Origin of the sequence: Pseudomonas sp. Irchel s3h9, from assembly GCF_900187475.1 — a bacterium.
Taxonomy (GTDB): Bacteria; Pseudomonadota; Gammaproteobacteria; order Pseudomonadales; family Pseudomonadaceae; genus Aquipseudomonas; species Aquipseudomonas neuropathica.
In genome coordinates, this window is record NZ_FYDH01000005.1 from 35,344 (window position 1) to 48,638 (window position 13,295).

Annotated in this window: 1 protein-coding gene; it reads right to left on the reverse strand. The window is 61.9% G+C overall.

What is annotated here, in order from left to right; all coding sequences use genetic code 11:
* Positions 1 to 15: 15 nt before the first annotated feature.
* On the reverse strand, positions 16 to 13,014 hold the full coding sequence (locus CKW26_RS09765; RefSeq protein WP_095048422.1) for a non-ribosomal peptide synthetase: 12,999 nt from the start codon (positions 13,012 to 13,014) through the stop codon (positions 16 to 18).
* Between the last annotated feature and the right edge of the window lie 281 nt (positions 13,015 to 13,295).

A 13,295-nucleotide genomic window follows, 5' to 3' on the forward strand; every position in this document is an offset into this window, starting at 1 on the left:
GCAGGCGCTAAGGAACTAGAAGCCCTCCAGCTCCGCCATCAGATCATTCAACCGATCAACCTTCTCCTCGGTGATATCACTCGCCGCCAATCCATCGACGTACTCAGCCAACTCCTCCACCGTGCTGCACTCGAACATCGCCCGCAGCGGCACATCGCGTTGCAGGGTTTTCTGCACCCGCGAGGCGATCTGCGTGGCCAGCAACGAATGCCCGCCCAGCTCGAAGAAGTTGTCGCGTACACCGACCTTTTCGACCTTCAGCACCTCGGCCCAAATATCAGCCAACGTCTGTTCAAGATCATTGCGCGGGGCCAGATAATCCTGGCTCTGCAACAGGCCGATCTCCAGCGCCGGGAGGGCCTTGCGGTCGAGCTTGCCGTTGGCATTCAGCGGCATTTGCTCGAGCCACAACCAGTGCAGCGGCACCATGTACTCTGGCAGTTCGGCGCGCAGGCGCTGCTTGATCCGCTCCAGGCGTTCGCTCGGATTGAGTGCTGAATCGGCCGCAACCAGATAACCGACCAAGTGTTTACCGTTGACGCCCTCCTGCACAGCGACCGCGCCATCGCGCACTTCCGGCTGTTCATGCAGGCGCGCTTCGATCTCACCCAGCTCGATGCGATAACCGCGAATCTTCACTTGGTGATCGACCCGGCCGACGTACTCCAGCACACCGTCACTGCGACGCCGCGCCAAGTCACCGGTGCGATACAGACGCTCGCCCGGCGCACCGAACGGGTTTGGTACAAACACCGGCGCCGTACGCAACGGATCGCTGACATAACCGCGCCCGACGCCGGTCCCGGCAACACACAACTCACCCACTGCGCCCAACGGCACCAGTTCCAGCGCGCCATCGACCAGGTACAGCAAGTTGTTGTCGGTCGGCGTGCCGATCGGCAGGTAACTGCCGCGCGTCGAGGCCATGTCGACGCGGAAGAACGCCACGTCGTCCGAGCACTCCGCCGGGCCGTACGCATTGACCAAACCAATGTCCGGATAACGCAGCAGCCATTGGTGCGCCAGCTCCGGCGGCATTGCTTCACCGGTCGGCAGCATCCAGCGCAAGCCATCAAGACTCAGGCGCTCCGAGGCGAGCATGCCCTGAATCAACGAGGGCACACTCTCCAGCACGGTGATGCCCTGCGCTTGCACATGCACCAGCAAACCTTGCGGATCGTGGGCGATGGTGTTCGGCACGATGTCCACTCGCGCTCCGAACAACGGCGCGGCAAGGAACTGCCAGACCGAAATATCGAAGCTTTGCGAAGCGGTCTGTGCAATCACATCGGCATCACTCAGATCCAAGTACGGCACCTTGCTCAACTGGTTATTGAGCATCCCGCGCTGCTCGACCATCACGCCTTTCGGCAGGCCGGTGGAGCCCGAGGTGTAGATCACGTAGGCGAGGTTGTCCGGGCCGCTGTAAATGCCCAGGTTCTGCGCCGAAGTCGCTGCCGCCTGAATCTCCTCCCACACCAGCAAGCGCGGGCGATTGGCGCAGCTGAATTCATCCAGCAAAGTCTGCGCTTGTTCAAAGCATGCTTTGGAGCAGACCAGCACCGGCGTGCGACTCAGCTCGATGATGCGTTGCAGACGCTGGCTCGGCAGGCCCGGATCCAGCGGCAGATAACCCGCGCCGGCCTTGAAGCTACCGATGATCATGCCGAGAAGATCAAGGTTACGTTCGCCGAGCAAGGCCACCGGTTGATCCATCTGCACACCGGCGGCGATCAGTGCATGACCGAGACGGTTGGCGTTGTGGTTCAGCTCGACGTAGCTCTGTTGTTGATCAAGGCACGTAGCGGCAATCCGTTGCGGATGCGCAGCGACCTGCGCTTCGAACAGCGCAACGTAGCTTTGCTCCAGCGGATAATCGTGGGCACTCTGGTTGCAACCGTGCAGCAGGAAGTCCTGTTCCTCTGTGCCTAGCAGCGGCAGATCGGCCATGTCGCCATGGAAGCCATCGACCAGCGCCAGCAGCAGACGTTTGAACTCGCCGAGCATGCGTTCGATGGTCGATTCGTCGAAATAACGCTGGTCATACGACAGGTGCAGACCGAGGTCATCGCCTGGGTAACACACCGCCGTCAGCGGGAAGTTGGTGTGCGTACGGCCCGAGTCCGAAGTCGCATTCAAGCTCTGCGCATGATCGAGTACCGAAACTTCCACCGGGGCGTTTTCGAAGACAAACAGGCTGTCGAACAGCGGCTGGCCTTTCGGCAATTCGCTCTGTTCCTGGATGTTCACCAGCGGCAGGTATTCGTACTCGCGCAGTTGCATGTTGCTGTCGAGCAAACCACTGAGCCACTGACGCACGCTGCTGCGCTGATCGTCCTCAGGCATTTTCACCCGCAGCGCGATGCTGTTGATGAACAGGCCGACAGTTCGCTGCATTTCCGGCATGTCCACCGGGCGCCCGGCCACGGTCACACCGAAGAGCACGTCACGATCGCCGCTCAGGCGCCGCAGGACCAAGGCCCACGCCGCTTGGGCGAAGGTGTTGATGGTCAGTTGATGGGCCTGCGCCAGTTCCCGCAGACGCGCCCCGTCCTCGACTTTGAGGCGGGTGTAGCGGTCGCCGACGACCATGCCGCCGCTTTCACCGGCATGTTCACGCAGGAATGGACGGTCGCTCGGGATCGGCGTGGTGCGCTCAAACCCTTGCAGATTGTGCTGCCACCACTGCCGCGCCTCGGCCAGGCTCTGACGTTGCAGCCAGCCAATGTAATCACGATAACGCGGCGGCACGGCGAGTTGCGTTTCACGGTCCTCACCCAGTGCGGTGTAAATCTCGAAGAAGTCGTTCATCAGCAACGAGCGGCACCAGGCATCGATGAGGATGTGGTGGTTGCTCATCATGAACCAGTAACGCGCCGCGCCGACCTTGATCAGGCGCAAGTGGAACGGCGCCTGATTGAGCAGATCGAAACCGGCCTCGCGCTCGCTTTTCAGCAGGGCTTGCAGCTTCGGTTCCTGCTCGTTTTCAGCAATGGCGCTCCAGTCCAGATATTCGATTGGCGTACGACCCGGCGTATGAATCACTTGCAGCATGTCTTCGCCGACGTTCCAGCAGAACGAGGCTCGCAGCGCTTCGTGACGGGCGACCACCGCTTGCCAGGCCTCAGCGAAACGCTGCGGGTCGAGTTCGCTGTTGATGCGGTAGCGATCCTGCATGTAGTACAGGCCAGTGCCCGGTTCGAGCAAGGTGTGCAGCAACATGCCTTCCTGCATCGGCGTCAGCGGATAAACGTCTTCGATGTGCGCGGCCGGCACCGGCAAGGCATCGAGTTGCGCCTGAGTCAGTCTGGCCAGCGGGAAGTCCGATGGCGTCAGGCCGCCGGCCTCGTCTTGCAGGCAATGGGTGATCAGGCTTTGCAGTTCACCAAGGTAGGCGTCGGCCAGATCGTTGATGGTTTGCGCGTCATAACGCTCGGCGCTGAAGGTCCAGCGCAGGAGCAATTCACCGCCGTAAACCTGGCTGTCGATGCTCAACTCGTTGGGCAATGGCGCCTGCGGATCGTGGGCGCCACCGACCGGCTCGTCCAGCGGACGGAACAGCGCATCACTGCCGAAGCTCTGGTCGAACTGGCCGAGGTAGTTGAAGGTGACCGGCGCATGCGGCAGCGCGGCCATGCTGCGCTGGCTGAGGTCATCGGCGAGATAACGCAGCACGCCATAACCGAGGCCTTTGTGCGGCACCGCGCGCAGTTGCTCCTTGATTGCCTTGATCGAAGCGCCCTGCCCCGCAGCTTCTTCGATGTTGTGCGGGGTCAGACGCAGCGGGTAAGCGCTGGTGAACCAGCCGACGGTGCGGGTCAGGTCGATCTCGTCGAACAGGGTTTCGCGGCCGTGACCTTCCAGTTGAATCAGCGCCGACGGTTGACCGCTCCAGCGGCACAACACTCGGGCCAACGCCGTCAGCAGCAGGTCATTGACCTGCGTGCGATAGGCCGCCGGAGCCTGTTGCAATAACTGTTTGGTGTGCTCGGCATCGAGGCGCACGCTGACGGTTTGTGCGTGACGATTCTGCTGGCCGCCCTGTGGATTTTCGCAGGGCAGATCAGCGTTCGGCCCGGCCAGTTGGGTCTGCCACCAGTCGAGTTCTTCGCGCAGTGATTCGCTGCCGGCGTAGGCCTGCAAACGCGCAGCCCAGTCCTTGAAAGAGCTGGTTTTCGCCGGCAGTTTTACCGCTTGTTCGGCGTCGAGTTGGCGATACACGGTTTGCAGATCGTCGAGCAAAACGCGCCACGACACGCCGTCGACCACCAAGTGATGAATCGCGATGAACAGGCGTTGCTGAACTTCAGGGCCGTCAACCAGCAGGGCACGCAACAACGGACCTTGCGCAAGATTCAAGCTGCGTTGGGCATCAGCGAACAGCGCTTCGCACTTGTCCATCGATGCGACGCGTACTTGCCAGAGAACAGCAACGTCGGACACCGGTTGATGCGTGGCTTGCCACTCAGCATTGGCCTCGGTGAAGCGCAGACGCAAGGCGTCATGCTGCTCAATCACCGCCAGCAGCGCCTGCTCCAGACGATGCGGTTCCAGCGCCACAGTTGGCTCCAGCAACAACGCCTGGTTCCAGTGCTGACGTTCAGGGATTTCTGTGTCGAAGAACCAATGTTGAATCGGCGTCAGGGCCGATTCGCCAGCCACCAGGCCCTGCTCGGCCGTCACCTGCTCGGTACGACTGGCTACAGCGGCCAAAGTCTGTACGGTCTGATGCTGGAACAGATCACGCGGGCTGAAATGAATACTTTGCTGACGCGCACGGCTGACCACTTGAATCGACAGAATCGAATCGCCGCCGAGTTCGAAGAAGTTGTCGTTGAGGCCGACCTGTTCGACGTTGAGCACCTCGCACCAGATCTGCGCCAGGGTCTGCTCCAGTTCGTTACTCGGCGCGACGTAGTCCTGACGATTCAACTCAGGATCCGGCGCCGGCAAGGCGCGGCGGTCGAGTTTGCCGTTGGCGGTCAGCGGCATGCTCGCCAGCAGAATCAGGTGGGTCGGCACCATGTAATCCGGCAGTTGTGCCTTGAGGTGCGCCTTGAGGGCGTCGCGCAGTTCAGCCTGACGGGCTTCACTTTGCTCAGCAACTTCGGTGACCAGATAGCCAACCAGTTGTTTGCCGCTCGGGGCATCCAGTGCGAGCACCACGGCTTCACGGATCGAATCGTGATCAAGCAGACGCGTTTCGATTTCGCCCAGTTCGATACGGAATCCACGGATTTTCACCTGATGGTCGATTCGTCCCAAATATTCCACCAAACCATCGGCACGCTGGCGCACCAGGTCACCGGTGCGATACATGCGCCCGCCATCGGTGGCGAACGGGTCAGCGACAAAACGCTCGGCGGTAATGCCCGGACGGTCGTGATACGCCTGCGCCAGACCGGCCCCACCGACGAACAACTCACCGGTCGCACCTTGCGGTACCAATGCCAAATCGGCGTCGAGAATGTACGCGACACGCGCGCCAATCACGCTGCCAATCGGCACGCTGCCGGCGCCCTCGTCCAGCACCTCCGGCGCCAGACTGGCCAGCGGCATGACCACGGTTTCGGTCGGGCCGTAAGCGTTGAAGAACATCGCCGGTTTGAACGCCGCGCGAATCCGTTGCAGGTGTTCACCGGTCAGCGCTTCGCCGCCGGTAATGATCATCCGCACCGGCAAGATTTCGTTTTGCGTTGAGAGGAACTGCGCCAACTGGCTGCCGTAGCTCGGGGTGAAACCAAGCACGTTGATTTTATACGTGCGGATCAAACCGCAGATTTCTTCCGCGTCCCACTGACCCTGCGCACGCAACACCACCTGCGCGCCACTGAGCAACGGCACCAACAGACGCTCGGTCGCCGCGTCGAAGTTGATCGAATAGAAATGCAGTTCGCAGTCGTCCGGGCGCATGCCGAAACGTTCGATCACGGCTTGGCAGTGCATAGCAATTTCACCGTGGGAGACCACCACGCCTTTCGGTTTACCGGTCGAACCCGAGGTGTAAATCAGGTACGCCTGATGCTGCGGCAGACTGATAAACGGCAGCTCGCTGGCCGGGTAAGCGGCGAGTGCCGCGCTGTCGTCTTCCAGACACCAGCGCGCCACACTTGGCGGCAGATCGCCGAGAGCTTTGAACATGGCGCGATCACTGAGCAGCAGGCCGATGCGGCTGTCTTCGATCATGTAATGCAGACGGTCGAGCGGGTATTCCGGGTCTAGCGGCACGTACGCACCGCCGGCCTTGAGAATCGCCAGCAGGCCGATGACCATTTCCAGCGAACGCTCCAGCGCCAGGCCAACGCGCACTTGCGGGCCGACACCGCGCTCACGCAAGGCCCAGGCCAGACGATTGGCGCGGGCGTCGAGTTCGGCGTAGTTCAGGGTCTGCCCGGCGAAGGTCAGGGCCGGCGCGTCTTTGCGCGCCAGCGCCTGTTCGGCGAACAGGTGATGGATGCACTGATCGAGACGATGCTCACCCGACTCGATGCCGAGGCTATCGAGCAGGTGCTGTTGCTCAGGCGCATCGAGCAGCGGCAATTCACTGAGGCGCTGTTGCGGATCGGCGATCAGCGCTTCGAGCAGATTGCGCCAATGCTTGGCCATGCGCGCGATGGTCGGCTCGTCGAACAGATCGGTGCTGTAAGTCAGGCAGCAACCGAGGCGATGGTCGAGGTCGGTGACTTCCAGGTTGAGGTCGAACTTGGTCGCTCGTGCATCGTTGGCCAGGTACTCGACGGTCATGCCAGCGAGCATGCGGCTCTGCTGGAATTCCCAGCGCTGCACGTTGCACATCACCTGAAACAGCGGGTTGTACGCAGCGCTGCGCGGCGGTTGCAAGGCTTCAACCAGATGATCGAATGGCAGATCCTGATGCGACTGGCCTTCGATCACGGTGTGACGCACCTGCTCGAAGAGTTCGCCGACCGACATCATGCCGTCGAGCTGGCAACGTAGCACTTGGGTGTTGAGGAATGCACCGATCAGCCCTTCACTTTCCGGGCGAATGCGGTTGGCCACCGGCGCGCCAATGCGCAGATCAGTCTGGCCGCTATAGCGGTAAAGCAGCGTCGCGAGTGCGGCGGTCATGGTCATGAACAGGGTCAGACCGTTTTGCGCGTTGAACGCACGAACCCGCGCGGCGAGTTCGTCGCTAAGGTCGAAACGGAACAGCTCACCCTGATGGCTTTGCACTGGGGGACGCGGACGGTCACCCGGCAATTCCAGCAGCGGATGTTCACGACCGAGTTGCGCGGTCCAGTAGTCGAGTTGGCGCTGACGCTCGCCGGATTCCAGCCAGTTGCGTTGCCAGACGCTGTAGTCGAGGTACTGCACCGGCAGCGGCTCAAGCGGCGAATCACGGTCATCGACAAAGGCTTCGTACAGCGCACTGAGTTCTCGGGCGAAAATATCCATCGCCCAGCCTTCGGTGACGATGTGGTGCAGAGTCAGGACAAAGTAATGTTCGTGCTCGGCAGTCTTCACCAGACAGGCGCGCAGCAGCGGGCCGGTTTCCAGATCGAACGGCAGATGAGCTTCGTCATCGGCCAGTTGCTGAACCTTTTGCTCACGCACATCGGCGGCAAGTTTTGAAAAATCCTTCCAACCCATGCGCACACCGGTTTCGCCATGCACCTGCTGACGGGCGACGCCGTCGACGCTCGGGAACGTGGTGCGCAGGGTTTCGTGGCGCAGGATCAGCGCTTGCAACGCCGCCTCGAAACACTCGACATGCAACACGCCGCGCAGGCGCGCCATGCCGCCAACGTTGTACGCCGGGCTGTCCGGCTCCATCTGCCAGAGGAACCACATGCGCTGTTGCGAGTACGACAACGGCACCGGTTGGCTGCGATCGACCTTGTCGATCGGTGGCTGTTTGTTCGTGCGACCGCTGGCCTGGATCAGGTGGATCTGTTCGGCAAAATCACCGAGTTCGCTGTGTTCGAACAAGGCGCGCAACGGCAGCTCGACGTCGCAGGCCTGACGAGTACGCGAGATGATTTGCGTGGCCAGCAGCGAGTGGCCACCAAGGGCGAAGAAGTCGTCGCGCAGACCGACTTGAGGCAGACCGAGCACTTCGCGCCAGATAGCGGCGATCTGCTGTTCAAGTGCAGTGACCGGTTCGACGTGTTCACGCACTTGCCATTGCGGCTCGGGCAAGGCGCGGCGGTCGAGTTTGCCGCTGGGGCTGAGTGGCATGGCGTCGAGACGCATCAGTTGCGCCGGGACCATGTATTCCGGCAGCTCGGCGGCCAGCGCGGTTTTCAGGCGAGTGTTTTGTTCGTCGTGATCTTCGCTGGCATCGGTGGCGGTGAAGTAGCCGATCAATTGCGCGCCGGCAGCGGTTTCACGCACCAGGACCACGGCTTGGGCGACGCCGTCCTGGGCGAGCAAGCGTGCTTCGATTTCTTCCGGTTCGACGCGAAAGCCACGCAGTTTGACTTGCTGATCGAGACGGCCGAGGTATTCGATCACGCCATCGGAGGTCCAGCGCGCGCGGTCGCCGGTGCGGTACAACCGCGCGCCCTGCTCGCCCAATGGATCGACCACAAAACGTTCAGCGGTCATCGATGGACGACCAAGGTAACCACGAGCCAGGCCGATACCGCTGATGCACAACTCACCCGGCACGCCTGCCGGCACTGGATTGAGATCGGCGTCGAGCACGCGGCAGATCACGTTGCCCAGCGGACGACCAATCGGCGAGCGCTCACCATCGGCAGTGGTGCAATGCCAGTGGGTGACGTTGATCGCGGTTTCGGTCGGGCCGTAACGGTTGTGCAGTTGCACCGCTGGCAGTTGCGCGAGGACGCGGTTGCGCAGTTCGGCTGGCAGCGCTTCGCCGCCGGAGAACACCCGGCGCAGGCTGGTGCATTCAGTGCTCAGTGGTTCGTCGATGAACAGCGAGAGCAATGGCGGCACAAAGTGCAGCGTGGTCACGCCATAGGCCTGAACCAACTGGGCGATGCGATGCGGATCGCGATGTTCGCCGGGGCCGGCAATCAACAGACGCGCGCCGGTGATCAGTGGCCAGAAGCATTCCCACACCGACACGTCGAAACTGATCGGTGCCTTTTGCATCAGCACATCGGTTTCATCGAGGCGGTAGGTGTTCTGCATCCATTGCAGACGCTCGGCCAGTGCCGCGTGGGTGTTGCCGACGCCTTTCGGTTGGCCGGTGGAACCCGAGGTGTAAATCACGTAAGCGAGGTTGTCGCCGTGCAGGTGCAAGCCCGGTGCCTGGCTCGGCCAGTTTTCCAAGTGCAACGCGTCCATGGCGATGACACTGACGCCATCGCTGGCCGGCAAGCGGCCGAGCAATTCGGTTTGGGTCAGCAGCAGTTCGACGCCGCTGTCGCTGAGCATGTAAGCCAGGCGATCCGCCGGGTAATCCGGGTCCAATGGCACATAGGCGCCGCCGGCCTTGATGATCGCCAGCAGGCCGATCAGCAGTTGCGGCGAACGCTCGGCGGCGATGGCCACGCAGACATCCGGGCCGACGCCTTTGTCGCGCAGATAATGCGCAAGGCGGTTGGCTTGCGTGTGCAGTTCGGCGAAATCGAGGCTGCCACCGTCCCACACCAGCGCGGTGCGTTCCGGGGTCAGGCGCGCCTGTTCATTGAGCAGTTCTGGCAGCCATTGTTGCGCCGGGGTGCATGGCGCAACGCCCCAGTGTTGTTGCTGATCGTGCTCAGTGGCGGTCAGCAGTTGCAGATCACCGATGGCTTGCTCCGGACGTTCGCAGACGTCGCGCAACAGGTTGCTGAAATGCTCGGCCAGACGCTCGATGGTCGCCACATCGAACAGTTCGCTGGCGTAGTCGAACGACAGGGTCAGGCGACCGTTACGGTCTTCTTCGCTGTGCAATTGCAGGTCGAACTTGGCTTCGCGGCTGTGCCACGGCAGTTCTTCGGCGAGCAGACCCGGCAGACGTTTGAGCGCACTCAGATCACGTTGCTGGTGGTTGAACATGACCTGGAACAGACCTTGTTCGCGGGCCTGCGGGAAGGCTTCGAGGAGTTGTTCGAAGGGCAGATCCTGATTCGCCTGGGCACCGAGTGTGGCGTTGCGGGTCTGGGCCAACAGCGCAACGAATGACAGGCGCGAATCGATCTCTGCTCGCAGCACTTGGGTGTTGATGAAGAAGCCGATCAGGCCCTGGGTTTCCAGGCGTGGACGGTTGGCGTTCGGTACGCCGATGCGGATGTCGCGCTGACCGCTGTAGCGATGCAGCAGGCTCTGGAATGCCGCGAGCAACAGCATGAACGGGGTCGATTGCTGAGCCTGTGCCGTGTTACGGATCGCATCGCTGAGGCTCGCGCCCAGACGCACGGAGTGACGTGCGGCGCTGTGAGTTTGTTTGGCGGATCGTGGGTAATCGGTAGCCAGCTCCAGCGCTGGATGCTCGTCGCCCAACTGCGCTTTCCACCAGGCCAGTTGCCGCGCGCTCTCGCCTTGCGCTAGCCATTGACGCTGCCAGCTGCCGTAGTCGGCGTACTGGGTTGGCAATGGCGCGAGGTTGGCTGTCGCTCCTTGCGAAGCAGCGGCGTAAAGGCGCGAGAATTCGTCGATCAATACGTTCAGGGACCAGCCGTCGGCAATGATGTGGTGCAGCGTCACCAGCAATTGGTGATCTTCGTCGTCGAGACGCACCAGCGTCACCCGCAGCAGCGGACCTTTTTCCAGGTCGAACCGGGTGCGTGCTTCGTCTTCGCGGATTTGTTGCGCACGGGCCTCGCGCTCGGGCGCCGGCAAGTCGCTGATGTCGATCAGTTGCAGGTTGAATTCGGTGCCGGCAATCACTTGTTGCAGAGCCACGCCGTCGCGCTCGAAGAAACGCGTGCGCAGGGATTCGTGGCGCTCGATCAGTTGCTGGAAGCTGGCATGCAAGGCGTCTTCGTCCAGTTCGCCGCGCAAACGCAGGGCACCGGGAATGTTATAGGCGCTGCTCTGTGGGTCGAGTTGCCAGGTGATCCACAAACGGTTTTGTGCCAGCGATTGCGGCATCGGCTCGCTGCGCGACAGTGTGGTGATTGCACCTTGGGCGCTGCCGCCGTCCTGCTGCTGTTGCGCAACGGCTGCGGCGAACGCTGACAGGGTCGGTGCTTCGAACAACAGGCGCAGGTTCAGCTCAAGCGCGAGCTCTTCACGCACGCGGGCGACCACTTGCGTAGCGGCGATCGAGTTGCCGCCGAGCAGGAAGAAGTGATCGTCGGCGTTGACCTGTTTGACGTTGAGTTGCTCAGCCCAGATCTTGCCGATCAAGCCCTCAAGTTCTGAGGCGCTGGTGACTGCGCCCTGGCTTTCAGCGGTGCTCGACGGGAACACCGCGTAGCTGTCGAGGCTGCCATCGGCCAGACGATTGCGGCACGCCGAGCGCTGCAATTTGCCACTGGAAGTTTTCGGCAAGGCGCCGGGATTAAGCAGCACCACCACGCTCGGGGCTTCCTGAAAAGCCTCAGCCACGGCTTGGCGAATGGCTTTGATCAACGCCTCCGGCGGGAGGATTTTCTGCACGCTGCGGCTGATTTCCGCCGCAATGCCGATGCCCTCCTCGCCATCCTGATTGACCGCAAATGCAGCGACGCGACCCTTGCGCACCACTTCCACTTCGTTCTCGACCGTTTTTTCGATGTCCTGTGGATACAGGTTGTGGCCGCGCACGATCAGCATGTCTTTCAGGCGTCCGGTGATGAACAGCTCACCGTCGCGCATGAAGCCCAGGTCGCCGGTGCGCAGCCAGGTGCGGCCGGCGTGCTGGACGAAGGTCTTGGCGCTCGCTTCAGGATTGCGCCAGTAGCCGTGGGCGATGCTCGGGCCTGCGGCCCAGACTTCGCCGACCGCGTTGTCGGCGAGTTCGACGAGTGTGTTTGGCTCGACGATCAGCACCGCGTGTTCCGGTTGGCTGATACCACAACTCATGATTGGGCTGCCATCGCCCGGCTCGGCGCGGTTTTGTGCCAGCGCCTGATCGTCCACGCGCAGTGCCGAGATACCGGTGCCGCGCGGGGTGCCGGCGACGAACAGCGTGGCTTCGGCCAAACCGTACGAGGCCATGAAGCTGTGCTCACTGAAACCGCATGCGGCGAACTTCTCGGCGAAGCGCTCCAGGGTGTCGAGACGGATTGGCTCGGAACCAGAATAGGCCACGCGCCAGCGACTCAGATCGAGACGTTCCAGCGCCGACTCGCTGATCCGTTCGCTGCACAAGCGATAGGCGAAGTCCGGTCCGCCGCTGATGGTGCCGCCGTATTCGCTGATCGCTTCCAGCCAGCGCAATGGCCGACCGAGGAAGTACGCCGGCGACATCAGAATGCATGGCACGCCGCTGAAAATTGGCTGCAGCAGACCACCGATCAAACCCATGTCGTGGTACAGCGGCAGCCAGCTGACGATGACATCATCAGGGTTCACGTCGATGCCGAAACCGTGACGGATCAGGAGTTCGTTGGCGACCAGATTGCCGTGGCTGACTTGCACGCCTTTGGGCAGTGCAGTCGAACCGGAGGTGTATTGCAGGAAGGCGATGTGGTCTTGCGGCAGGCTCGGTTCAACCCAGTTTTGCGCCAGTGTCTTGTCGAGAGTGTCGACACACAACAACGGCGGCGCACCCTCGATCTGCTGCAAGGCGTCGCGCAGGTCGGCGCTGGTCAGCAGCAGACGCGGTTCGGCGTCGGCAATGATCGACAGCAAACGCTCCTGATGGTGACGGCGCGCGGATTCCGGCGGATAGGCCGGCACTGCGATCACGCCGGCGTATAGGCAGCCAAAAAATGCCGCGACGTAATCCGGACCGCTGGGAAACAGCAGCACCGCACGGTCGCCGAATTCAGCGTCAGCCTGCAACGCGGCGGCGATCATGCGTGCGCGCTCATCCAGCTGACGATAACTGAGTACCACAGCCTGCTCTTCGTTTTCGGCGAGAAAACGCAAGGCCAGTCGATCCGGCGTCAGGGCCGCGCGGCGCTGGAGGGCTTGGACCAGGGTGCTGGGGAGTTCGAACGCGTCGGTCATGAGGTTTCCTGCCTGAATTCGGCTTGCTAATGGAATCGGGTTTGCTGCGTCACGCCCCTCGAAGGGCATGCAGGGCGCGGTCTGTGCCGACCGCGCAAGGCTGCGGAATGCGGTGTGGCCGGGGTTGTGCACCGGGAACCATTCACCAATGAGAACGGATGACGTCTTGAAATAATTAGTCGGCAGGCTGGATCGCCAATGGGGCCGGGGTGTGGCGGCGTGTCGCAGTTCTCAGAACGCACCTTTGTGGCGCATTACTTCTCTTTCTCAATTGACAATCA

Excerpts from the sequence above, each read along its gene's own strand:
- CKW26_RS09765 (WP_095048422.1), bottom strand. The coding sequence starts at position 13,014 with ATGACCGACGCGTTCGAACTCCCCAGCACCCTGGTCCAAGCCCTCCAG.